Source organism: Nocardiopsis sp. CNT312 (assembly GCF_000515115.1).
In the GTDB taxonomy this organism is placed as follows: Bacteria; Actinomycetota; Actinomycetes; order Streptosporangiales; family Streptosporangiaceae; genus Nocardiopsis.
Genome location: NZ_AZXF01000015.1, coordinates 66,689 through 90,914, shown reverse-complemented (window position 1 = coordinate 90,914; position 24,226 = coordinate 66,689). Strand labels below are relative to the sequence as shown.

The following is a 24,226-nucleotide window of genomic DNA, read 5'->3' as shown; positions in this document are numbered from 1 at the left end:
CGGGCGTGCTTGGAGGAACCTCCAACAATAGCGGTGCGCGGCGCGCCGACTTCGGCGCATCCGGTGCTGGCCTCCCGGGCCCGGCGGGTGCTGTACTGCAAGGGCGAGCACTGCAACCACGGCAGACGTCGTCGCTTCCGACGCGCGCACCGACTGCGGCGACCGGCGAGACGAGCGAGGACACTGTGGAATTCCTGAGTCCCTCCACACTGGAGGAGGCGCTCCAGGCCAGGAGCGCCCACCCCGGCGGGGTGCCGATCGCGGGCGGCACCGACGTCATGGTCGAGCTGAACTTCGACCGGCACCGCCCCGAGGCCCTGATCGACCTGTCGAGGGTGCCGGAACTGGCCGAGTACGGCCCCGACGGGGGGTACACCCGTCTGGGGGCCACCGTGCCCTACACCGCGATCGTGGAGCACCTGGCCGGACGCGCCCCGGCGCTGGCCCGGGCCGCCCGCGCGGTGGCCTCCCCGCAGATCCGCAACCGCGGCACGGTCGGGGGCAACCTCGCCAGTGCCTCGCCCGCGGGCGACGCCCACCCGCCGCTGCTGGCGACCGGCGCGGTGGTGGAGGTGGCCTCGGCTGCGGGACGGCGGCGCGTACCGGTGCGCGAGTTCTACACCTCCTTGCGCACCACGGCGCTGCGACAGGACGAACTGGTCACCGCGGTGCTGCTGCCCGAGCCGAAGGGGCCCCAGCAGTTCGCCAAGATCGGCACCCGCAACGCGATGGTCATCTCGGTGGCGGCGTTCTCGCTGGCCCTGGATGCCGAGCGGCGCACCGTGGGCACCGGCCTGGGGTCGGTGGCACCCACGCCGGTGCGCGCCGAGCGGGCCGAGGAGTTCCTGGCCGCCGAGTTGGACTGGGAGGGCGCCACTGCGCCGACGGAGGCTGTGGTGCGCCGTTTCGGCGAACTCGTGGCCGCCGCGGCCAGCCCCATCGACGACCAGCGGGGCAGCGCCGCCTACCGCAGGCACGCGCTGGCGGTCATGGCGCGGCGCGCCCTGGCCTGGTCGGTGACCGACTACAGGAAGGGGGCCACGTGATGCGCGTGAGCTTCAACGTCAACGGGGCGGACGTGACCGCCGAGGACGTGTGGCCGGGCGAGAGCCTGCTGTACGTGCTGCGGGAGCGGCTGGGCCTGCCGGGCAGCAAGAACGCCTGTGAGCAGGGCGAGTGCGGTTCGTGCACGGTCTACTTCGACGGTGTGACGGCGTGCGCGTGCATGATCGCCGCCGGCCAGGCCCAAGGCCGCCGGGTGCGCACCGTGGAGGGCCTGTCCCAGGGCTCGGAGCGGGGCGGGCCGCGGCGGCTGGACGACGTGCAGGAGGCGTTCGTGGCGGCCGGCGCGGTCCAGTGCGGGTTCTGCACGCCGGGCCTGGTGGTACAGGCCCACGACCTGGTCGAGCGCACGGTGGGCCGCGGCGGCCCGGTGCCCGGGGACGCCGAGATCCGCGAGGCGCTGGCCGGGAACCTGTGCCGCTGCACCGGCTACGGGATGATCGTCGACGCGGTGCGCCTGGCCGCCGAGCGCCGCGCCGCCTCCGGGAGCGGCGCGTGAGCGGGGCGGTGGTCGTCGAGGGAGCGCACGTGGTGACGGTGTCGGGCACCGAGCACCCGGGCGGGCACGTGGTGGCCGAGGGCGGGCGCATCACCGCGGTGGGCCCGGGGCCCGCGCCATACGTGCCGGGGGCCGAACACGTGGACGGCCGCGGCTGCCTGGCCACCCCTGGCCTGGTCAACACCCACCACCACCTCTACCAGTGGGCCACGCAGGGCCTGTTCGCCGACGGCACGCTCTTCGAGTGGCTGGTGGGCTCCTACCGGATCTGGCACCGCCTGGACGCGCAGGTGGTGGCCGACACCACCGCCGCGGGGCTGGCCCACCTGGCGCTGTCGGGGTGCACCACCGCCTCCGACCACCACTACATCTTCCCCGCGGGGCGGGGCGACATCGTGGCGGCCGAGGTGGCCGCCGCCGGCGAGGTGGGGCTGCGCCTGGACCTGGCACGCGGTTCGATGGACCGGGGCCAGAGCGCGGGCGGTCTGCCCCCCGACGAGGTCGTGGAGACCCTCCAGGGGGCGCTGGAGGGCACCGGGGCGGCCATCGACGCCCACCACGACCCGGCACCGGAGTCGATGGTGCGGGTGGCGGTGGCGCCGTGCTCGCCGTTCTCGGTGAGCCGCGACCTGATGGTGGAGTCTGCGGCCCTGGCACGCGCCAAGGGGGTGCGGCTGCACACCCACCTGGCGGAGACCCTCGACGAGCAGGAGCAGTGCCGGGACGAGTTCGGGTGCTCCCCCGTGGAGTACGCCGAACGGTTGGGCTGGCTGGGCCCGGACGTGTGGCTGGCGCACGGCGTGCACCTGTCGGACGCCGAGATCGCGCGGATCGCGGCCACCGGCACCGGCGTCGCGCACTGCCCCAGCTCCAACGCGCGCCTGGGCGCGGGCATCTGCCGGACCACCGAACTGCTGGAGGCGGGCGTGCCCGTGGGCCTGGGCGTGGACGGCCCGGCCTCCAGCGAGCTGACGCCGCTGGCCGGGGAGATGCGCCAGGCGCTGCTGATGGCGCGGGCCCGCCGGGGGCCGCGGGCGCTGAGCGCCCGCGGGGCGCTGGAGATGGCCACGCTGGGCGGGGCGCGTGTGCTGGGCCGCGACGGCGAACTGGGGGCGCTGACGGTGGGACGGCTCGCCGACATCGCCCTGTGGCGCGTGGACGGCTTCGGCCACGACGTGATCGACGACCCGGTGGTGGCGCTGGTCTTTGGCCCCACTCCCCCGCTGGAGCGGCTCATGGTCGGCGGAAGGACCGTGGTCGACCGGGGGAGCCTCACCACCCTGGCGGCCGGGGAGGCCGTCGCGCGCGGCCGGGCCGCGCACCGTTCCCTCGTGAAGGAGGCGCGCCTGTGACGGCGACGACCGCCCGTACCCTGACGGGCCTGTCCAGCACCACCGCCGACGGGGTGGGCGCCAGCCCGCGCCGCCCCGACGGGACGCTCAAGGCCACCGGGGAGTTCGCCTACTCCTCGGACCTGTGGATGGAGGACATGCTGTGGGGGGCGACCCTGCGCAGCCCCCACCCGCACGCCAGGATCCTGGGGATCGACATCACCGGGGCGCTGAAGGTGCCCGGGGTGGAGGCGGTGCTCACCCACGAGGACGTGCCCGGCGCCAAGCGCTACGGCCTGGAGTACCGGGACCAGCCGGTGCTGGCCTACGGCAAGGTGCGCTACAAGGGCGAGCCCGTGGCGGTGGTGGCGGCCGACCACCCGGAGACGGCGCGCCGCGCCATGGAGCGGATCAGGGTCGACTACGAGGTGCTGGAGCCGGTGGGCGACGCGCGCCGCGCCGCCCACGACCCCCACTGCCCGCTGGTGCACGACGAGGGCGGCCTGCCGGTGCGGGAGGACTACCGCCAGAGCGGCAACCGGGTGCGCCACCAGCCCATCCGCACCGGCGGTTTCACCGGGGCCGCGGGCGACACCGACCGGGAACGGCGGGTCCTGGAGGAGCTGCGGGAGCAGGCCGACGCCGTCGTGGCCGCCGAGTACGAGGTGGGCATGCAGGACCAGGCGTTCCTGGGCCCGGAGTCGGGGATGGCGGTGCCGGCCGAGGACGGCGGGGTGGACCTGTACATCGCCACCCAGTGGCTGCACGTGGACCAGCGCCAGATCGCCCCGGCGCTGGGGCTGCCCGAGGACAAGGTACGGCTGACCCTGGCGGGGGTGGGCGGGGCGTTCGGCGCCCGCGAGGACCTGTCGATGCAGATCCACGCGTGCATGCTGGCACTGCACACCGGCAAGCCGGTCAAGTTCGTCTACAACCGCGAGGAGTCCTTCCACGGGCACGTGCACCGGCACCCGGCCCTGATGCGCTTCGAGCACGGGGCGCGGGCCGACGGCACGCTGCTGTACGCGACGCTGGAGATCATCGTGGACGGCGGCGCCTACGCCTCGGCCACGCCCGCGGTGGTGGGGGTGGCCTCCTCGCTGGGGATCGGCCCCTACGAGGTGCCGAACGTGCTCGTGGACGCCTACGGGGTGTACACCACCAACCCGCCGTGCGGGGCGATGCGGGGCTTCGGCGCGGTGCAGGCGTGCTTCGGCTACGAGTCGCAGATGGACAGGCTGGCCGAGAAGCTGGGGCTGGACCCGGTGGAGCTGCGGATCCGCAACGCCATGGCGCAGGGTTCGCGGATCATCACCGGCCAGGAGGTCGACGCGCCGCTGCCGATGGCGGAGATGCTGCGGCGGGCCCGCGCTCTGCCGATGCCGTCCGAGCGTTTGGAGCGGGCCGACCCGCGCACCCTGCCGGGCGGGGTGTCCGGGACCACGCGCGGCGAGGGCGTGGTGCGCGGTGTGGGCTACGGGGTGGGGTTGAAGAACCTGTGCTTCTCGGAGGGGTTCGACGACTACTCCACGGCCCGCGTGCGGCTGGAGGCGGTGGCCGGTGAGCCGGTGGCGCTGGTGCACACGGCCGCGGCTGAGGTGGGGCAGGGGCTGGTCACCGTCAAGGGCCAGATCGTGCGCACCGAACTGGGTGTGGAGACGGTGGTCGTCCACCCCGCAGACACCCGGGTGGGTTCGGCGGGCTCCTCCTCGGCGTCGCGTCAGTCGTACATGACGGGCGGGGCGGTGCGCCAGGCGTGCGCGGCGGTGCGCGCGGCGGTGTTCGCGCTGGCCCGCGGGCGCGGCGCGGTGCCCGAGGGCACGGCCGACGCGGACCTGTCGCTGACGGGCGGGAACCTGGTCTCGGCCTCGGCGGGCGTGTTGGCGGCGCTGGCCGACCTGCTGGCCGACGGCACGGTGGTGGAGGAGACCCGCGAGTTCCACCACCGTCCCACGGAGATGCTCGACCCCACGCGCGGCCAGGGCGCCTCCCATGTCCAGTTCGGGATGTGCGTGCACCGGGCGGTGGTGGACGTGGACACGGAGCTGGGACTGGTGAGGGTGGTGGCGCTGGACGCGGTGCAGGACGTGGGCAGGGTGCTGCACCCCCAGCAGTTGGCCGGGCAGATCCAGGGCGGTTCGACGCAGGGGCTGGGGCTGGCGCTGATGGAGGAGATCCAGGTCCGCGACGGGGAGATCGTCAACCCCTCGTTCACCGACTACCTGATCCCCACCATCCTGGACACCCCTCCGATGCGCATCGACGTGCTGGAGCGCCCCGATCCGCACGCCCCCTACGGCCTGCGGGGTGCGGGTGAGCCGCCGACGCTGTCGTCGACGCCGGCGGTGGTGGCGGCGGTGCGCGATGCCACGGGGCGGGCGCTGGCGCGGGTCCCGGTCCGGCCGGAGGACATCCTGGGCATCGAGCGGTGAGACGGGTGCGAGCGGTGTGGCCCCCGGGGCGCGTGTCGGGGGCCACACCGCCGACGCAGCAGGAAAAGTAATCGGACTGAGACCAGCGGTTCGGCGTCGCCTCGCGGCCCGGCGGCGTCACAGTGGGGGAAAGGACCGCCGCAGGAGCGGTCGACGCCTTCGACGCTTGGGCACGACCATGACCACTCCGCTGTCCCCTTCGGATCCCACACGTATCGGCCCCTACACGATCACCGCACGCATCAGCGGCGGCGGTCAGGGGATGGTCTACCTCGGCGAGACCGAGGAGGGCTCCCCCGCCGCCGTCAAGGTCCTGTCCTCGGACTGGGGCGAGGACGCGCGCCAGCGGGCGCGGTTCGCCCAGGAGTTGGAGGCGGCGCGCCGGGTGGCGCCCTTCTGTACGGCCGCGGTGCTGGACGCCGACATGGACGCGGACGTGCCCTACATCGCCAGTGAGTACGTTCCCGGGCCGACGCTGCTGGCGGCGGTGCGCGAGGAGGGGCCGCGTGAGGGCGCGGCCCTGGACCGGCTGGCGATCGCCACGGTGACGGCGCTGACCGCGGTGCACGGGGCGGGTGTGGTGCACCGCGACTTCAAGCCCGGCAACGTCATCCTGGGCCCGGACGGGCCGCGGGTGATCGACTTCGGTATCGCGCGCGTGGACGACGCCACCCGCCACACCACCGGGATCGTGGGGACCCCGGCGTACATGTCGCCGGAGCAGGTGCACGGCGCGGCGGTGGGTCCGGCCAGCGACCTGTTCGCATGGGCGTCGGTGATGGTGTTCGCGGCCACGGGCAGCCGCGCCTTCCCCGGTGAGTCCACGATGGAGGTCGTCTCCCAGGTGGTGGAGGCCGAGCCGAACCTGACGGGGGTGCCCGAGCGGCTCCTGCCGGTGCTGGAGCGGTGCCTGGCCAAGGACCCGGCGGCGCGGCCCTCGGCGGCGGAGGTGCTGGCGGCGCTGCTGGGCCACAGCACGGGCCCGGCTCCGGTGGAGGCCACCACCGTGATGGAGCAGGCGTCCACGGCCGTGGACGACGGTACCGCGGTGATCAGCCCGGTGGCCGCGGGGTGGGGCGCGTCGGCCGTCGCCGGGACCGCCCTGCTCCCGGCCGAGGACGGCGGCCGGGAGGCTGCGCGGGCCCAGGAGGCGTGGGAGCGGACGGAGCAGTTCCTGTACGGCGGCGGTCCGGGCGAGGCCGCGGGCGCTGGCGGGGGCGCGCCGGGTTCGGTGGCGCGGACCGGGGCTGGTCCGCTGCCGTCCACGGCCGGGGTCGGGAAGGCCGCCGCTCCCCCGGCGGGGCCGCCTGCGGGGGTGCCGCCCGTGGCGGGTGGCGGCGGCCCGGCGGACACGGCGGGCGTCCGAAAGGGCTACGGCACCGTCGGGCGGCACAGCGGGCGCCGGTCCCGCGGCGGTCCGCTGGCGGGTGCTGGGGCACTGGTGGTCTTGGCCGCGCTGGCGATGGTGCTGCTGTGGAACTACGGCGACGGTCTGATCGGGGTGGTCCCCACCGGAAACGGCTCCACGCCGGAGGGCGTGCCCGTGGACGCCTCCAGCGGCGCGGTGACCGACCCGGCCACGGAGGAGCCGACCGGGGACGGGGAGCACGACGAGGTGCACGAGACGTCCTCGGAGGGTCCTTGGACCGACTGCGAGGCCCACCCGGAGGCGCCGGGGTGCGCGCCCACCGAGGACCCCGGGTGCGATCCCCACCACGAGGACTGCGGTACGGAGTCCCCGTGGCCGACGGAGGACCCCACCCCCACCGAGGACCCCACGGAGGAGCCGACCGAGGACCCCTCACCGGGTGTGGAGGTCAACCCCACCTTCGTCATCCCGCCGGATTTCCCGCTTGAGCCGATCGACCCGGTCTGGCCCGAACCCGGGGTTTAGGTGCGGGATCGTGGGTGGCGGGTGCGGAGTGGGATCTCGGACCCGCCACCTTTATGTTGTAGATCTTCCAGGTGCGGGGCGGCGGCCACCAGTGGGCCGTGTGCCGGGGGCCCGGCGGTGCGGCCGTCACGGGCGGGGAGCCCCCGAGGCCGCGGGGCCCGGGGGGCACCTGCCGGTGTGGTCCGGTGCCGCCTCCGGCTGAGCTGGGGGCGCACCTGTGGTCGGATGGTGCCGACACCGACCCGGGGGAGAAAACGATGCGCTGGACTGTCCACTCCGAGAAGCCGCTGTACACCGACCGCTGGCTGGACGTGCGGATGGCGGACGTGGAGATCTCCGGGGGCCGCCGCCTGGACCACCGGCTGATCCGCGCCTCCCCCGCTGCGGGTGCCGTGGTGCTCAACGGCTCCGACGAGGTTCTGCTGGAGTGGCGGCACCGGTTCATCACCGACACGTGGGCCTACGAGATCCCGATGGGCGGGGTCGAGTCCGGGGAGTCGCCGGAGGAGGCGGCGGCGCGCGAGGTGGAGGAGGAGACGGGGTGGCGGCCGGGGCCGCTGCGCCCGCTGCTGTGCCTCCACCCGTCCCCGGGGATCAGCGACAGCGAGCACCATGTCTTCTTCGCGGATTCGGCCGAGCGCGTCGGCGACCCGGCGGAGGACTGGGAGGCGGAGCGGATCGAGTGGGTGCCGCTCGCGGACGTGCCGAAGCTGGTCGCCGAGCGCGGGATCGTCAGCGGCACGTCGCTGGCGGCGCTGCTGCGGGTGTACGGGGTGGGCCGCCCGGTGTGAGCCCCGGCAGGAGGGGCGTGCCCGCGCTCTGGCCGGGCGGCGTCACCACGGCTGCCGGCCTCGGTCCCCGGGTAGGCGGGGATTCGGTGCTTCGCCGAGGTTCACTCCACGGCGGGATCGAGCGCCGGGGCTCGCCCTGCGGCGAACCCCGCGTAGGTCAAAGGCCGGCTCACCACTCCCGGGACGCGATCAACTCCTCCGCGTCGGCGTCCGCGAAGCCGTAGGCCGACGCGACGAACCAGAAGTCGCCGGCGATCTCATCGCGGGCGACCGTCTCGATCTCACTGTCGGCCGCGTGGAACTCCGCCTCCAGCCGGTTGAACTCCTCCGTCGCGGCCCGGGTGAGGGTGTACAGGGCGGCCAGGTCGGACGGCCGGTCGGTCTCGATGCGCTCGCACAGGCGCATCAGGATCACCCGGCCCCTGTCGACGACGTGGTCGGGGTAGTAGTCGTCGCGGTAGAGCTGCCGCAGAAACGCGTACTGTGCCACCTGCTCGTTCGTAATCACCATGGCTCGTCCCTCTTCTCCTGGCCGCACCGGTCCACCGATGATGCCGCACGCCGCCGACAGGGCGCGGGGATCTCCGGGCGGGCACCGCCGATCGGTCCGGCGGACAGGACGGCCGCCGGGGTCCGAGGTCAGCCGGGAGCCGTCACCCGGCAGGGCCGACTCGTCCGCCGAGACCCACTCACAGGAGCGGTGGGCGCGCGGGCGTGAGCCCCGCCCGCTGAGGGAGGAAGCTGCTCCCGGCGCTACCGTCCCCGGCGTCCAGGCGCAGTACCACGCCGCCAGTTCCGCCCGCGACGTCGGCCAGGATCACGTAGTCGCTCGCGGAGACGGCCCCGCTGAAGCTGTCCGTGGCCGGGCCGACGGTATTCACGGGTGCTGCCCCCGTGTGTTCGGGGGGCGGGGTTGCGCTCACCAGGTCACGGGCCCGTCGGGCACTCCACGGTGGCGCGGAGTGCCCGACGGCTGCCTGCCGTGCGTGCGGCGGGCTCCGTTCGCGGGGTGTTGCTGTGATGTCAGCGGGCGGCGGCGCTCTCCGCGTCGCCGGCCTCCGGGAGCGCCTCCTCTTCGGTCACCGTGGGGGTGGTGTTCTTCGGTCCGCGCAGGACGACGTAGACGAGCAGTGCGACCATGACGGCGACACCGGCCCACATGGACTGCTGCCAGCCCTCGACGAAGGACTGCTGCGCGGCGTGGATCAGGTCCTGGGCACCGCTGCCGGCCTCGGGTGCGACCTCGACGGCGTTGGCGATGCCTTCGCGGGCGGTGTCCGCGGCCTGTCGCGGAACGCCGTCGAGCTTGTCGTCCATGGCACTGCGGTAGCCGCCTGCCAGGAGCGCGCCGAGCATGGCGACGCCCAGAGCGGTGCCCAACTCGCGGGTGACGTCGTTGAGGGCCGAGGCCGCGCCCTGCTTGGCGCGGGGCAGGGAGCTGGTGATGGCCTCGGTCGAGGGCGTCATGGACAGGCCCATGCCGATACCCATGGCGAGCATGCCGACCAGGATGGAGGGGTAGCCGCCCTCGACGGAGACGAACAGCGCCATCAGCGCGAGGCCGAGGGCGGACAGGGCGATGCCCACGGCCATGGTGGAGCGGGCCCCGATCCTGGCGACCGCCTTCGGGGCCAGGACGGACGCCATCATCATCATGACGGCCATGGGCATCATCGCCACGGTGGACAGCAGGCCCGACCAGCCCAGGACGGCTTGGAAGAAGGGGAAGAGGACGACGGCGACGCCAGCCTGGACGCCGAAGACGACGAGCAGCGTGATGGAGCCGCCGGCCAGGCCCCGCTCACGGAAGAGGCGTACATCCAGCAGGGAGGCGTCGCCGCGGTGCAGTTCCCAGGCCACGAAGGCGAGTGCGGCGATGACACCGACGGCCAGGCTGATCAGGGTGACCGGATCGGTCCAGCCGCGCTCGGGGCCCTCCTGCAGCACGAAGATCAGGCCGGTCACGGCGATGGCGGACGCCAGGGCGCCGATGGTGTCGAACGTATGGGCGGAGCGTTCACGGGAGTTGGGCACCGACTTCAGTGTCATGGCCAGCGCGGTGGCGCCCAGGACCACGGGCAGGACGAACAGCCACCGCCAGTCGGCGACGTCCACGAGGAGCGCGGAGAGGAACATGCCCAGGATGCCGCCGCCTCCGGCGATTCCGGTCCATACACCGACCGCCTTGCCGCGCTGTTCCGCGGGGAAGGTGGAGGTGATGACGGCCAGCGTGACCGGCATGATCATCGCGGCACCGATTCCGGCGGCCACACGGGCGGCGATCATGACTCCGGCGGAGGGGGCGAGTCCGGCGACGGCGCCGGCGACTCCGAAGACGATCAGCCCGGTGGTCAGCATGGGCTTGCGGCCCAGGCGGTCACCGATCGCGCCGAGCGGCAGCAGCAGCGCGGCCAGGGCGAGGGTGTAGACGTTGATGATCCACAGGACGGTGGCCTGCGAGGCGCCGAATTCGACGGCCATGTGGGTCTGGGCGACGTTCAGCCCGGAGACCGAGGCGATGACAGCCATCAGGGCCATCGAGACGGTGATCAGGATCGCGCGCAACTGACGCGCGTCCGGTGCACCCGTGCCGCTGGGCGGCGCGTCTGCCGCCCGAGGAGACTGGTTCGTACTCATGGTTTCCTTCCCGAAATGGGTCTACGGGGTCGGCGCCGGAACAGGGCCGGTCGCCAGGTCGGTCAGAGGGGGTTTCGCGGAGGGGGCCCGCTCACTGCGCGGATCGCCGGGGCCCGGCCCCGCGCGGGTGTTCAGCCGTGGCGCTCGGGCGTCAACCGCTGCACTCCTGCGCGGCGGAAAACACGGCACCGGTATCCGCGGTGACCAGCCGGGCGTTGGCGTGGGCACCGGCCGCAGCGGATCCACCGCCCCGGGCGGTGGATCGGTGTCGTTGCCCGACACACACGCCCACGGTCCCGGCAGGCGGTGTGTCGCTCTCGCTGTGGGGAGCCCGCGCAGACATGTCGCGCCCTTTCGTCGTAGCGGGCCCCGTGCTGGGCCATCCGTATTCGACGTTAGACCCGACTTGCATCAAGGGCATACTGTGTTGCCTATGAAGCAAGAAGATGGGCAGCTGGACAGCCTCGTACGCAAACGGATCCGGGCCCTGCGGGTCGCACAGGGCTGGTCACTGGAGGAACTGGCCACCCGGGCCAACCTCAGCCAGTCCTCGCTGAGCCGTATCGAGAACGGCCAGCGCCGCCTCGCACTGGACCAGCTCGTCACCCTCGCCCGAGCCCTGGACACCACGCTGGACCAGCTCGTGGAGAACGACGCCGACGAGGTCGTCATCAGTCCGATGATCGACGGAACGCACGGCCTGATGCGCTGGCCGATCAAGGGCGACCCGGGGATGAGCGTGATGCGCCAGCGGATGACCGATCCGCCACCCGACAACCCGGCCCGCATGCGCGCCCACCCCGGCCGCGAATGGCTCGTCGTGCTGTCTGGCACCGCCGTCCTCATGCTCGGCCACCGGCGCTTTCGCGTCGAGACCAATCAGGCGGCCGAGTTCCCCACCATGATGCCGCACGCCATCGGAGCCGAGGGCGGGCCGTGCGAGATCATGGGGATCTTCGACCGCGACGCTCGCCGCGGCCACCAGAGGGACTCTGCCAACGGCACGGAAGCCGACCGCGGAGGCCCCTGACCGGCACCGCCTGGAAAGCCTCTGCGCCATGGGGGATCTTGCGCGCCGGGCAGCATCCCCACAGACCTTCTTGCCCCTCAGGCAAATAGTCGTGCCGCATGCGCATATCGCGCTTACGGTGGTGCCATGACCCGAAATCACCAGCACACCCCCCGTCCGTGCCAAGGCGGACACCACGAGCACAGCGACAGCGGGCAGGCGGAGATCCTCGAACTGGATGCCGAGGTGCTCGCCGAGCACACAGCGGCCATTACCGGCTGGCTGCCGCTGACCGGAGAGCCGCGGCAGATCGTGGACCTGGGCTGCGGCACCGGCGCCGGCGCCTTCGCACTCCTCGACCGCTTCCCCCACGCGTACGTCACCGCCGTCGACTCTTCGGCCGGCCATCTCCAGATCCTGCGAGAGAAGGCGCGCGCCCGCGGTGTCGAGGAACACGTACGGACCGTGCAGGCCGACCTCGACGGCGCACGGTGGCCCGACCTCGGCGCACCGGACCTGGTGTGGGCCTCAGCGGCGATGCACCACATGGCCGACCCGGACCGCGCTCTGCGGAGCGTCCACGAACTGCTCGCCCCTGGGGGGCTGTTCGCCGTTGTCGAGCTCGCGGGCTTCCCCCGCTTCCTGCCCGCCGACGCCCCCGAGAACCGGCCCGGCCTCGAAGAACGCGCCCATGCCGCGATCGACAGCTTCCACGCCGAGCGCGTTCCGCACCGCGGCGCCGACTGGGGCCCGATGCTGACCGCCGCCGGCTTCGCCGTCGAGGGCGAGCGCACACTCGCCGTCGCCGTCGAGGGCGAGCGCAGCGAGGCCGTCGGCCGGTACGCACTGAGCAGCCTCCAGCGCATCCGCGGCGCAGCCGCCCCCGCCCTCAGCCCCGAGGACCTCACCGCACTCGACGAGCTCCTCGACAGCGACAGCCCCCGCAGCCTGCTGCGCCACGAGGAGCTCGCCCTACGCACCGAGCGCACCGTCTGGGCCGCCCGCCGTACCTGAACCCGGCCGCCCCGGCTCTCCTGCCGGGGCGGCGCAGGGACCGAATCGCTTGACCCATCGACAACGCAGGACCTCCGGAGCGAACGGCAACGCCAAGATCACCGCCCCGGCCCACGCACCCTTCCGGGCGTCCCCGGCGCGTGGCGCACCACCGAAGCCGGAGATCTGACCGTGAAGGCCAAGGCCGACGACGGCGTGTGGGCGGCCGACAGCCCGGTCGACGGAACAAGCACCGTCCCCCTCGGCAGCCAGGACAGTTCTCGAAGGGAGCCGCCCCTCCCCGCGCGGTCGAGGTGTCCGGGGCCACGGCACGTCGCCCGTGCGCGTGTCCACCCGGAGGCGGTGGTACCGCTCCTCTCCGCCCGCGGCCCCACCCGTGGTCGACGGTCGCGGCCGTCCGGAGACAGGCCCAGGAGACAGCGGTCGTTCCAGCCGTAGTCACTCACCGCCGGGCCCTCCTCCGGCCAGGCGGCACGTAAGACCGACACCCCGTCCCGCCCTTCGACGACGTCGAGCAACACGGCCTCGTAGCGGTACGCCGGGGCGGGGTGGTCGCGGCCGCGGCCGCAGGAGACGCATCGCCGTGAACCCATGCCCGTTTCGGGGATATTCGGAGTATTGCGAAGAATGACGTAAAGGCTTTTCAGAGGGTTTGTCTCGATCCTTTGTACGCGCGCATTCCGCTAAACTGGCCACACGAAAAACAAGCCCGACCGGTGCTACCAACACCGAGCCGGGCTCTGACCGAAAGACCTGTCCAACCCAGGAAGAACGGCTATGCCGAATACTATCGTTCGGCGCACCCGGAACGCACACCGGCCCGCGCCGGTGGCCGGGCACGCCCCCTCCCCCGGACCCCGCAAACGCCCCCAGGGCGTCATGAAAGGGATCGGTTTCATCACCGACCTGTGGCTCACCGATGCCCTGAAGTCGGGTTTCTTCACCAGTTCGCGCGCCTGCATCGTGGCCACGGTCATCGCCGACGCGGCCGACGCCGACGGCCGCTGGTGCTTCCTGCACATCGACACGATCGCGGCCCGCACCTGCGGCGTCCTCAGCCCCTCCACGGTCACCCGCGCCATCGCCGACCTGGTCACGACCGGCCTGGTGCGCCGCCTGCCCCGGGAGCAGGTGCGCGCGTTCTTCGCCGAGGACCTCGCCGCCGGGCGCCGCTGGAGCGACCGCCTGCCCGAGGTACTGGAGCTGCTCATCCCCGCGCGGGCATTCCCCGAACCCGCGCTGGAAGAGGTCAACGCCGTGCGCCGCGAGCTGGGCGAGGAGCCGATCACCGAGGCCAACCGTCCCTACCGGCCGGTAGGGACGCCACGTCAACCTGGGGCAGCCCCACGTCAGACCGCCACCGACGCCGCGTCAGATCGAGCCCCATACCCCTCCCCTGCAGACCCCCGCCCGAAGACCCCCGCTCCGACCTCCGTCCGGAGGCGCCCGGCCGCCGGGGACCTCGCAGGGGCGGTGCGGGGCTGGGAGGGCGCGGGTCGGCCCTTCCCGGCGCTGCGCGCACGCCTGGAATCAGCCGAGTCGGTGCGGGCGTGGCACCGCCGCGCCCTCGGGGCCGGGGCTTCCCCGCCGCGAACGCGCGCCTCCCGCCCCTTCGGCGGGCTCTCCCTCGACGCGGCGGCGGGGCCGGCCAAGGGCATCCCGGACGCGTTCGCCCTCGGGTTCGACGTGGATGCCCGGGGCAGGGCCCCGCGCACCTGCCCGGACCACCCGGGCCTGTACAACACGCCGGGCGAGTCGTGTGTGGCGTGCGGGCGCCGGTGCCGCACGGTGCCCGGCGAGGCCATGGACGAGCCCCGTCCCGTCGCCCCGCCGGGGGAACCCGTGTCCGAGCCCCGGATCCCCAAGTGCGGCGACGAGCGCTGCGTCGGTGACCCGGATTCGGAGCGGTACCGGATGGTCATCGGCTTCGACGCGTCCAGCGGCCGGTTCACCGTGCGCCCCTGCCCCGCATGCGGCACGCGTTCCAGTGCCGAAAGGCAGCCCACCTTTACATCGTAGATTCTCCTGCAGGCTCCACAGGGCGCGTTGACACCTCCCCCGACCCCACCTAAGTTGTCAGTGTCAACTTCAATCTTCCGTCAGGAGAGGTCCCATGGACCTGGAAGTCAACGGCTCCCCCTCGGCGGCACCCGCCGAAGGGGAGGAGACCGCTGCCGCGTACATCCGCGACCGCCTCGGCCTGACCGGCACCAAGACCGCCTGCGGCACCGGGGTGTGCGGCGCCTGCACGGTCCTGGTCGACGGCTCCCCCACCGTCTCCTGTCTGCTGCCCGCCGACCGGCTCGCCGGACGCTCGGTCACCACGGTGGAGGGCCTGGGCGGTTCCCACCCCGTCCAGCGCGCCTTCGCCGCCCACGACGGCCTCCAGTGCGGCTACTGCACCCCCGGGTTCGTCGTGGAGGCCGCCGCCTTCACCGACGCCTGGCGCGCCGAGCACGGCGACGTCCGGCCCGACCGCGAGGCGATCGCCGACGCGCTGGCCGGACACCTGTGCCGCTGCGGCGCCTACGAGGGGATCTTCGCCGCCGTGGCCGCCGCGTGCGCGGGCGACTTCGACGGCGATCCCGGGCAGGACCCGCCGCGCGCCGACGCCCCCGACAAGGTCACCGGCCGCGCCCGGTTCACCGTCGACCACACGCCGCGGGGCTGCTGGGAGGGGGTGATCGTGCGCTCCACCGTCGCCCACGCCCGGGTGCGCTCGATCGACGCGGGCGGGGCGCGCACGCAGGCGGAGCCGGGCACCGCTCCGGTGCTGGTCGACCTGCTGGGAAGCGACCGCACCGTGCGCTACGCGGGCCAGCCGATCGCCGCCGTGGCCGCGCCGACCGCCGCGCGGGCACGGGCCGCCGCCGAGGCGGTGCGGGTGGACTACGAGGTGCTGCCCGCGGCCCTGGACCCGGCCACCGCGCTGGAGCCGGACGCCCCGGTGCTCTACCCGACCAGGGCCGAGCGCAGGGCCGCGCCCACCTACGCCGAGGGCGTGGCACTGCCCTCGGCGTGGAACGGCAACCTGCGGGGCCCGTTCACGCTCGGCTGGCGCGGCGGCACCGCCGTGAGACGGCTGCGCGCCGCCGAACGCTCCGGCGACCCCCGCCTGGTCACCCGGGAGTACACCACCTCCGCGCAACTGCACACCGCTCTGGAGCCGCACGCGTGCGTCGCCGACTGGGACGACGGTCACCTGACCCTGCACGTGTCCACCCAGGCGGTCAGCGAGACGGCCGACACGGTGGCCGGGCGGTGGGGCCTACCCCGCGAGCGGGTACGCGTAGTCACCGAGTACGTGGGCGGCGGGTTCGGCGCCAAGGGGATCCTGTCGACCGAGACCGTGGCCGCGGTGGAGCTGTCCCGGATCGCGGGGGCACCGGTGCGTGTGGCGCTCACCCGCGCCGAGGAGCTGACCGACGCCGGCTACCGGCCGGCCACCCGCACCCGGGTGGCGCTGCTCGCCGACCAACGCGGCGACCTGGCGGCGATGAGCGTGGACTCCCACGGCTACGGGGGTGTGTCCCACGGGTCGATGACGGCCGTGCTCGCGGCGCTGATGTACGGGCGCACCCCGCGCCGGACCCGCGACTACGACGTGGTCACCCACCACCCGCCCGGCTCGCCGTTCCGCGCTCCGGGCGGCCCGCCGATGGCCTTCGCCCTGGAACAGGCGGTGGACGAGATGGCCGAGCGCCTGGGCGAGGACCCCTTGAGCCTGCGGCGGCGCTGGGACGGCAACACCAGGCGCGCGGCCCTGTACGAGAAGGTGGCCGCCCTGCCGCTGTGGACCGCCCGCCCGCGCGGCGAGCGCACCGGCCGCTTCCGCCGGGGCGTGGGACTGGCGGCGAGCAACTGGCTGTTCATCGTCAGCCCGCGCTCCCAGGTGGAGCTGGTGGTCGAAAACGGCGTGATCGTGGTGCGCTCGGCCACCCAGGACATCGGCACCGGCATCCGCACGGTCCTGCGCGACGTGGTCGCCGAACGGCTGGGCACACCCGCGGACGCGCTGCGTGTGGAGATCGGGGACAGTGCGTCGGTGCACGGGGCCGGGGCCACCGGCAGCCGCAGCACCAACTCGATGGGCCCGGCGGCGGCCGAGGCGGCCGACGCCCTGCGCGTGGCGCTGCGCGAGCGCTCGGACCGGGTCCCGGCAGAGGGCCCCGTCCCCGAGGTGGGGCTGAAGGAGGCGCTGGCCGCCGCCGAGGGCGTGCGGGTGGTGGGCGGACGGCCCCTGGACCGCTGGGAGCGGATGTCCTCGCTGCTGGCGGGCGGCGGGGACATGGCGATGGGCCGGGGGCTCATCGGCGGCGTCCACGTCATGGAGGTGGAGGTCGACACCCTGCTGGGGCGGGTCCGCCCGAGGCGCTGCTGGGCGGGGATCGCCGCCGGGCGGATCTACGCCGAGCGGCTCGCCCGCAACCAGTGCGAGGGCGCGGTGGTCCAGGGCGTGGGCTACGCCCTGTTCGAGGGGCGGCGCGACGACCCCGCCACGGGCGCGGTGCTGACCGCCAACATGGAGGACTACCGGATCCCCGGCCCGGGGGACGTGCCCGAGACCGAGGTGTACTTCCACGAGGAGGGGTTCGAGCACGTGCCGGGGGGCGGTGTGGGGCTGGGCGAGGTCTCCACCGTCGGGGTGGCCGCCGCACTGGCCAACGCCGTCCACGACGCCACGGGGTGGCGCCCCACCGACCTGCCGATCCGCCCGGACCGACTGCTGGAGGGCCTGCGATGACCGTGACGCGACCGAGTGACCTGGACGGTGCCCTGGCCGGGCTGGCCGAGGGGGGCGCGCTGGCGCGCGCCGGGGGCACCGACCTGACGGCCTGTGTGGCCGAGGGGGTGCTGCCCGGCGGACCGGTGGTGGACCTGACGGGGGTCGCCGGAATGTCCGGGACCGACCGGCGGGACGACGGTTCGGTGCGGGTGGGTGCGCTCACCACCGTCACCGAGCTGGCCGAGGGGCCCCTCCTGGCCGGGTCCTATCCGGCTCTGGCGCGCACGGCGAGGGGCCTGGCCACACCGCAGGTGCGGGGCACCGCCACTCTGGGCGGCAACCTGTTGCAGCGCAACCGGTGCTGGTACCTGCGCAACCCGGCCTTCGACTGCCACCAGAGCGGCGGCTCCTCGTGTCCGGCCCGGACCGGGGACCACCTGTACGGGGTGGTGGTGGACCAGGGGCCGTGCGTGGCACCGCATCCGTCGTCACTGGCCGCCGCGCTGGCGGCCTACGACGCCTCGATCGAGGTGGCCGGCCGCGGATCGTCCCGGTCCGTGCCGGTGGCAGAGTTGTACGACGGCACCGACCCCACCCGCGACCACGTGCTGGACCCGGCGGAGGTGGTGGTGTCGGTGGCGCTGCCCGCGCCGGTACCCGGTGAGCGGGGTGCCTACCTGCGGGCCACGGGGCGTTCTCGGGCCGAGTGGCCGCTGGTGGAGGTGGTGGTACGCCTGGCCTGCGAGGACAGGGGCTCGGGGCCGGTCGCCTCGGCCGCGGTGGCGGTGGGCGGTGTGGCGCGGACGCCGCTGCGGCTGCCGGGCGTGGAGGACGCGCTGGCGGGCTCAGTGCCGGGCGGCGGGCTCTCCCCCGCCGTGGTGGCGGCCCTGGAAGGGCTGGCGGACCTGTGCTCGCCGCTGCCGGGGACCCGGTACAAGGTGGCGCTGCTGTCCTCGACCGTCCGGGCGGGGCTGCTGCGGGCGCTGGGGGCCGAGGAGGGGTGAGCCCGGGGCGGGCGGAGGGGCCCCTCCGCCCGCCCCGGTTCCCACTGCCGACTCAGCCGCAGGGCAGGACCTGGACGGGGACGGCGTTGCCGGAGAGCGGGTCGACCCGGGCGGGGTCGGCGGCGAAGGCCTCGGGCCAGTCGACCTCGCGCCGACGGCCGCCCCCGCGGACCGTGGGGCGGCGCAGCCGGTCGGGGTCGTTGTCCAGGGCGGGCAGTGTGGCACCCTCGGGGCAGACGAACCCGGCGCTGAACACGTCCTCGCGATCGCCGCGGGCCGCCGTGCGCCTGCCGCCGTCGACGGTCGGGGGCGGGCCGCGGGCGGCTTCGCAGAGGGGGCAGGCGCGCAGTGCCGTTTCCCGGGCCCCACTCGCATACCGAACGGTCGGTTTGATGGGACCCCGCGTCCGACCCGCCTCCGTGCACAGCGGCACCCTGTCGGTGCCCGGGCACCGACAGGGCGGTTGCGTCTCAGCAGCCGCGGGTGAAGGCCTGGTGGGCGAGTTCGCGGCAGATGAGCGCGAAGTCCAGCCCGGCGGCGGTCGCGGCCATGGGGAAGGTGGAGGTCTCGGTCAGACCCGGGGTCACGTTGGCCTCCAGGAAGACGACCCGGCCGTCCTCGGCGACGATGAGGTCGGTGCGCGAGAGGTCGCGCAGCCCCAGCACCCGGTGGGCGGTCAGGGCGGCCCCGGTGGCCCGGGCCAGGACCTCCTCGTCCAGGCGGGCCGGGCAGAAGAACTCCGTGCGCCCGGCGGTGTAACGCGCCGCGTAGTCGTAGACGCCGCCGTCGGGCACGATCTCCACGGGCGGCAGCGCGACGGGGCCGGCTCCAGTGTCCAGGACGCCCACGGCCAGTTCGGTACCGCGCACCCGCTCCTCGATGAGCGCGGAGTCGCTGTAGCCCAGGCAGGACATCAGGGCCGACGACAGCTCGGGCATCGAGGTGACGGGGGTGGCGCCGAACGCCGAGCCGCCCCGGTCGGGCTTGACGAACAGGGGCAGGCCCAGGCGGTCGACGGTCCGCTCCAGCAGTGCCGGGGCACCCAGATCGTGGAAGGCCGACTTGGGCAGGGTGGTGCCGCGCGGGACGGCCACGCCCTCGGCGGCCAGCAGCGCCTTGGCGGTGGGCTTGGCGTAGGTGAGGCGGCAGGCGTCGGGGCGGGCGCCCACGTAGGGCACCCCCACCAGTTCCAGGACCTCGCGGATCGCGCCGTCCTCGCCGGCCGCGCCGTGCAGGGCGGGGAAGACCACCTGGGGCGGGTCCTCGGCCAGGCGCTCCAGCAGGGCGGAGTCGACGTCGGCGACCTGGACCTCCACGTCCATGCGGCGCAGCGCCTCGGCGACGCTGCGTCCGGACTGGACGCTGACCTCGTGTTCGGGGGACAGTCCCCCGGCCAGGACGAGAACCCGGTCAAGGTCTGCCACGGCGCGGACCTCCTTCTGTGCTGCGTTCATGGTGTCGGCTTCCCTGACGGGCGGGGTGTCAGGACAGGTCGGGGGCGGGGGCCTGGCTGCCCGCTGTGGGCGGGACCAGAGTGGAGCCGAACGTATCACGCAGGTCGAGTTCGTTCTCGACGACGCCGGACAGGCGCCGCACGCCCTCGCGGATCTCCTCGGGGGCGGGGAAGCAGAAGCTCAGCCGCATGTCGGAGCGGCCGCGGTCGTCGGCGTAGAAGCCGGTACCGGGGACATAGGCAACGCGCTCGGCGAGCGCGCGGGGCTGCATGGCCTTGACGTCGATGCCCTCGGGCATGGTGGCCCACACGAAGAAGCCGCCCTGGGGCCGGGTCCAGGTGCACCCCTGGGGCATCATCGCCTCCAGGGCGCTGAGCATGGCGTCGCGGCGCTCGCCGTACATGGCGTTGAAGACCTTGATCTGCTCGCGCCAGGGGAAGGTCTTCAGGTACCGGCGGACGACGAGCTGGTTGAACATGGAGTGGCTGAGCATCGCCGACTCGGCGGCCAGGACGAGTTTGGCGCGTACGGGCGCCGGGGCCAGGGCCCAGCCGATGCGCAGGCCCGGGGACAGGGTCTTGGACAGCGAGCCGAGGTAGATGACGTTGCCGGAGCCCTGCGAGTACAGGGTGGCCTCGGCCTCGCCCTCGTAGCGCAGCAGCCCGTAGGGGTTGTCCTCGACGATGAGCACGTCGTGGCGCTCGCAGACCTCGATCACGCGGGCGCGCCGCTGCCCGCTCATGGTGATGCCGCCGGGGTTGTGGAAGTTGGGGACGGTGTAGAAGAACTTGACGCGGCGGCCCTCGCGCGCGGCGCGGGTGAGCGCCTCGTCGAGCTCCTCGGGCACCACGCCCTGCTCGTCCATGCTCACGTGCCGGATGTCGGCCTGGAAGGCGGCGAAGGTGTTGATGGCGGTGACGTAGGTGGGGCCCTCGCACAGGACGACGTCGCCCGGGTCGACGAAGACCCGGGTGATGAGGTCGAGCGCCTGCTGGGAGCCGACGGTGACGATGACGTCGTCGGGGCTGGCGTCGACCCCCTCCTGCGTCATGTAGTCGCACAAGAGTTCGCGCAGGGCGGGGTCGCCCTGCGCGGAACCGTACTGGAGGGCGGTGGGGCCCTCCTCGGCGACGACGTCGCGGATGAGTTCGCTGATCTGGTCGAGCGGGAGCGCGCCGACGTTGGGCATGCCCCCCGCCAGGGAGACGACCTCGGGCCGGGAGGCCACGGCGAACAGTGCCCGGACCTCGGAGGCGACCATGCCCTGTGCTCGGTGTGCGTAGCGGCCGACGTAGGGGTCGATACGCGAGCCCTGTTGGCCGGGCTGCTGCTCTCGGTGGTCAGCGGACACGGTCCACCTCCGGGTGAAGGACGGTCTGTCGGGCGGTGCACGGTGCGAAGGAAGCGGACCCGTCGCGGTCCCGGGTTCGACGCCGTGCACGACCTCCTGGTTCACAGGGGAGCGGCGGTGCGGTGCCGGGACGTCCCTCTGCGGGGTCGGCCGGACCGTGGGCGAACACGGTTCGGTAAATGGAGTGAGTGTAGCCGAGTGCGGTGGGAGCCGTACAGCCGTTCCGTGTCTGCGTGCTGTTCACCACGCCCGTACGGGCCGCCGCGTCCGTCACCCCCCGTGCGCGGCCCGGTCCGGAGGGGATACCCGCGAGGGTGCCCGCACCCCACCCGTGATGGCGGAAGCAGCACGGATTCTTTCCCCCTCAGTGCCCGGAGCGCACGGCGGTGCGCCCCGGGGGCGGACCCCGGGGCGCACCGCGGGCCGGCGGCCGCAGAGAGCTCCCCCGCTCTGGACCGCCCGGGCCCGGCTGCGCGCTCTCCCCTCCCTCGGTTCCCCTCTTGACGCCGAGAGTTCATGAGCGCGACCATCGCCGAAGCGTCGGCACCGGGCCCTCTCCCGATCCGGTGCCGCCCCCCGCTCCGGCCTGCCGGGCCGTGCACGAGCAGTCCACACCATGGGACCGGAGACGGCAACGGTTGCACTAGGTTGCGCACAGGTCACCGAGGGAGAGGGGGTCGGTGTGCTCGGGAACCCGCGTGCGCAGCGCCCGCACTCCGGGGGCGAGGGAGGCGGGCAGGAGGTTGGCGGCCTCCCTCGGCCACTCGACACCCACCCGGACCTCGCCGCTGAACCGGTAGGGGCGGTTGCACAGGACCCCGCCCAGGTGTTTGCGCAGGCGGGAGAGTTCGGCGCGCACCGTCACCGCGCTGCCCGCCGTTCCGAAGACGTCCTGGGACAGCTCCGCCGCCGTGCGCCCCTCCCTGGCTGCGGCCAGGAGCAGGAGGAGTTCGGCGTGGCGGGGGGTGAGCCGGTGCGACCACTCCCCCGTGGGCCCCGAGACCCTGACCACGGGCTCAGCTGCACGGGACAGGTCCAGGGTGAGGCTGGTGGCGCCTCCGTCCTCGCCCGGGGAGCGCAGCCGCACGAGCCAGCCGCCGGGCAGGGGCTCCAGCACGCACCGGCCCAGTTCCGGGATCCAGACGGTGCCGGGTTCGGCTCTCTCCGGTAGTGCGACACGGCGCACGGACCCGGTCCGCACCGCGGCGGCCGTCCACCCGGCGGAGTCCACGACCAGGGAGGGCTCTCCCAGCTTCGCCAGCAGGGGGGCCGCCACCGAGCGCAGCCGCTCCAGGTGGACGTGGTGCACGCTCTGCAGGTGCGCTTCGGCGAGGCGGGCGACGGCCGAGACCAGGGCCAGGGTGGAGGGGTGGATGGTGGAGACCGGTCCGGTGGCGTCGATGGCGCCGAGCAGACGGCCGTCACGGGGGTCGCGGATGGGTGCGCAGGCGCAGGTGAGGGGGTGCAGGCTCCGCAGGTAGTGCTCGGCCGAGTACACCTGGACCGGCCGCCCCACGGCCAGGGCGGTGCCGATGGCGTTGGTGCCGGTGCTGCGCTCGTTCCAGAAGGCGCCCTCCACGAGCCCGACGCGGTCGCAGATCTGCCGCGGGCGCCGCGCGCCCTCCCGCCACAGCACTTGGCCCGCCGTGTCGGTGACGACCATGATGTGCTCGGCCTGTTCAGCCACCGGCAGCAGCGAGTGGCGGATGAGGGGGAGCACCTCGGCCAGGGGGGAGGACGCCCTGCGCCGGTACAGCTCGTCGGGGGCGACCACGCGGGGGGCGGGGAGGCGGTCGGGGTCGATTCCGCTGCGCCGTGTCCGCTGCCAGGAGTCCTCGATGACCGGGCGCGGCGGGACGGGCGCCGATCGGCCGCTGAGCGACGCCTCGTGGATGCGGCGCAGCAGCCTGGCATGCTCTCGGGCGTTGGCCCCGGCAGCGAGGGCCGTGTCCAGGGAGGAAAACGACATGTGAACCCCAGTGTTCATGTGCGTTGCGGAGTGCACCAGTGTCCAGCGTCCCGCCCCGCTTCCGGATGCGGAACAGGGAAAGGCGCACGGTTCAGACGTCGATTGGGGTCAATGCCGCCGTTGTGTTCGCTTCACTGCCACGAGGCCGCCGGAAAACACCGGCCCTCGTTCCGTTCTACCGCGCACCTCGGCAGTGCGCCACGGCGCTCCCGGCGCGCGGTGGGAGCGGTCAGCCGGCGGCCACCGTCTTCCGGGAGCGCAGGTGGGAGCGGGTGAGTTCGGTGACGATCCCGGCGGTGGACTCGGGGCTCTCCTCCGGGTGCTCCAGGAGCCAGTCCGTGTAGGCGTCGGCAGTGCTGACCGCGATGCGCGCCAGCAGCCGGGCGTCCTTGTCCTCCAGGCGGCATCCGGCTCCGCCCTCGGCACGGGTGTACTCGGCGACCAGGCCGGCGACCTCGGCGATCACCCGCTCGCGGGCGCGGTCGGCCTCGCGGGCGAGCGAGCCGGTCTGGGCCGAGGCGCGGCGGTAGAGCACCGTCCAACTGTCGCGGTTGGCGGTGACGAAGACGAAGAAGGCCCGCATGCCCCGGAGGAGGGGGTCCTCCTCGGCGGGGGCCGCGGGGTCGCGGACCGCGCCGCGGATCGCGCCGACGAGCCGGTCGGTCTCGCGGCGCACGCACGCGACGAAGACGCCCTCCTTCGAACCCAGGTAGTGGTACACGGTGGGTTTGGAGCTCCCGGCGGCCTCGGCGATCTCCTCCACCCGCACGGAGTGGTAGTCCCCCCTGGAGAAGGCCGCGACGGCGGCGTCGATCATCTGCTGCTCCCGGACATGGCGCGGGAGCCGACGGTGTTTGGTCTTCACTTTTCCCAGCCTATGACCGCTACAAGACCCGCCTATCAGGACGAAAGCCCCGAAGTGGACGGACGAACCGGGCCTGAGCTGTGACCACCTGTGGGTTCACCCTGACTCAACGTGTCATTTCCCACATCCATGCCACTACGGAGCCGGATTATCGAACACGGATTCGCCTGAAATATGGCCGGGTCCGA

At 73.7% G+C, this 24,226-nt stretch carries 19 protein-coding genes; 11 read left to right on the top strand and 8 right to left on the bottom strand.

From position 1 onward, the window contains the following. Positions 1-185: 185 nt before the first annotated feature. From B042_RS0106765 to B042_RS0106740, 6 genes are all read left to right on the top strand, one after another. Complete coding sequence (locus B042_RS0106765; RefSeq protein WP_028647644.1) at positions 186-1,046, top strand: xanthine dehydrogenase family protein subunit M; 861 nt, start codon at positions 186-188, stop codon at positions 1,044-1,046. Beyond that, positions 1,046-1,561 carry a (2Fe-2S)-binding protein gene (locus B042_RS0106760; RefSeq protein WP_028647643.1) on the top strand — a complete coding sequence of 172 codons (516 nt, stop codon included), beginning with the start codon at positions 1,046-1,048 and terminating at the stop codon, positions 1,559-1,561. Before B042_RS0106765 ends, B042_RS0106760 begins: the two co-directional genes overlap by 1 nt. Beyond that, the gene (locus B042_RS0106755) at positions 1,558-2,913 is read left to right on the top strand and encodes an 8-oxoguanine deaminase (RefSeq protein ID WP_028647642.1); all 1,356 of its coding nucleotides are present in this window, start codon (positions 1,558-1,560) and stop codon (positions 2,911-2,913) included. The genes B042_RS0106760 and B042_RS0106755 overlap by 4 nt, the downstream gene beginning before the upstream one ends. After that, positions 2,910-5,324, top strand: a complete 2,415-nt coding sequence (locus B042_RS0106750; protein ID WP_028647641.1) for a xanthine dehydrogenase family protein molybdopterin-binding subunit — start codon at positions 2,910-2,912, stop codon at positions 5,322-5,324. The genes B042_RS0106755 and B042_RS0106750 overlap by 4 nt, the downstream gene beginning before the upstream one ends. Before the next feature lie 178 nt (positions 5,325-5,502). Then, positions 5,503-7,218: a serine/threonine-protein kinase gene (locus B042_RS24280; RefSeq protein WP_051415513.1), complete on the top strand. Its 1,716-nt coding sequence runs from the start codon at positions 5,503-5,505 to the stop codon at positions 7,216-7,218. A gap of 257 nt (positions 7,219-7,475) precedes the next feature. Beyond that, a complete protein-coding gene (locus B042_RS0106740; protein WP_028647640.1) occupies positions 7,476-8,009 on the top strand; it encodes an NUDIX domain-containing protein in 534 nt (177 codons plus the stop codon). Between the two features lie 169 nt (positions 8,010-8,178). Here the strand turns inward: B042_RS0106740 and B042_RS0106735 are convergent, their stop codons facing one another. The 3 genes from B042_RS0106735 to B042_RS0106725 form a co-directional block, all read right to left on the bottom strand. After that, positions 8,179-8,520, bottom strand: coding sequence for a DUF5713 family protein (locus B042_RS0106735; RefSeq protein ID WP_028647639.1), 342 nt, complete (start codon positions 8,518-8,520; stop codon positions 8,179-8,181). Between the two features lie 178 nt (positions 8,521-8,698). Then, entirely contained in the window at positions 8,699-8,890 is a 192-nt protein-coding gene (locus tag B042_RS0106730) for a hypothetical protein (RefSeq protein WP_028647638.1), read from the bottom strand. A gap of 142 nt (positions 8,891-9,032) precedes the next feature. Continuing rightward, on the bottom strand, positions 9,033-10,646 hold the full coding sequence (locus B042_RS0106725) for an MFS transporter (RefSeq protein ID WP_028647637.1): 1,614 nt from the start codon (positions 10,644-10,646) through the stop codon (positions 9,033-9,035). A 433-nt stretch (positions 10,647-11,079) separates the two neighbouring features. Between B042_RS0106725 and B042_RS0106720 the strand changes: the two genes are divergently transcribed. The 5 genes from B042_RS0106720 (at position 11,080) to B042_RS0106700 (ending at position 18,399) form a co-directional block, all read left to right on the top strand. Then, positions 11,080-11,676: a helix-turn-helix transcriptional regulator gene (locus B042_RS0106720; protein ID WP_028647636.1), complete on the top strand. Its 597-nt coding sequence runs from the start codon at positions 11,080-11,082 to the stop codon at positions 11,674-11,676. 126 nt (positions 11,677-11,802) lie between these two features. Continuing rightward, positions 11,803-12,669: a trans-aconitate 2-methyltransferase gene (locus B042_RS0106715; protein WP_028647635.1), complete on the top strand. Its 867-nt coding sequence runs from the start codon at positions 11,803-11,805 to the stop codon at positions 12,667-12,669. A gap of 879 nt (positions 12,670-13,548) precedes the next feature. Further along, complete coding sequence (locus B042_RS22175; RefSeq protein WP_155988919.1) at positions 13,549-14,688, top strand: hypothetical protein; 1,140 nt, start codon at positions 13,549-13,551, stop codon at positions 14,686-14,688. 94 nt (positions 14,689-14,782) lie between these two features. Then, positions 14,783-17,413, top strand: coding sequence for a molybdopterin-dependent oxidoreductase (locus tag B042_RS0106705; protein ID WP_028647634.1), 2,631 nt, complete (start codon positions 14,783-14,785; stop codon positions 17,411-17,413). Beyond that, positions 17,410-18,399, top strand: a complete 990-nt coding sequence (locus B042_RS0106700) for a xanthine dehydrogenase family protein subunit M (protein ID WP_028647633.1) — start codon at positions 17,410-17,412, stop codon at positions 18,397-18,399. Before B042_RS0106705 ends, B042_RS0106700 begins: the two co-directional genes overlap by 4 nt. A 52-nt stretch (positions 18,400-18,451) precedes the next feature. Here the strand turns inward: B042_RS0106700 and B042_RS26410 are convergent, their stop codons facing one another. The 5 genes from B042_RS26410 to B042_RS0106675 all read right to left on the bottom strand — a co-directional run bounded on the left by B042_RS26410 (position 18,452) and on the right by B042_RS0106675 (position 24,038). Further along, complete coding sequence (locus tag B042_RS26410; RefSeq protein ID WP_028647632.1) at positions 18,452-18,655, bottom strand: hypothetical protein; 204 nt, start codon at positions 18,653-18,655, stop codon at positions 18,452-18,454. Between the two features lie 214 nt (positions 18,656-18,869). After that, a complete protein-coding gene (locus tag B042_RS0106690) occupies positions 18,870-19,853 on the bottom strand; it encodes a D-alanine--D-alanine ligase (protein WP_231493855.1) in 984 nt (327 codons plus the stop codon). Positions 19,854-19,881: 28 nt separating this feature from the next. Next, positions 19,882-21,204: a PLP-dependent aminotransferase family protein gene (locus B042_RS0106685; RefSeq protein WP_028647630.1), complete on the bottom strand. Its 1,323-nt coding sequence runs from the start codon at positions 21,202-21,204 to the stop codon at positions 19,882-19,884. 643 nt (positions 21,205-21,847) lie between these two features. Then, positions 21,848-23,173, bottom strand: a complete 1,326-nt coding sequence (locus tag B042_RS0106680) for a GAF domain-containing protein (RefSeq protein WP_028647629.1) — start codon at positions 23,171-23,173, stop codon at positions 21,848-21,850. Between the two features lie 229 nt (positions 23,174-23,402). Beyond that, on the bottom strand, positions 23,403-24,038 hold the full coding sequence (locus B042_RS0106675) for a TetR/AcrR family transcriptional regulator (protein WP_197024190.1): 636 nt from the start codon (positions 24,036-24,038) through the stop codon (positions 23,403-23,405). Between the last annotated feature and the right edge of the window lie 188 nt (positions 24,039-24,226).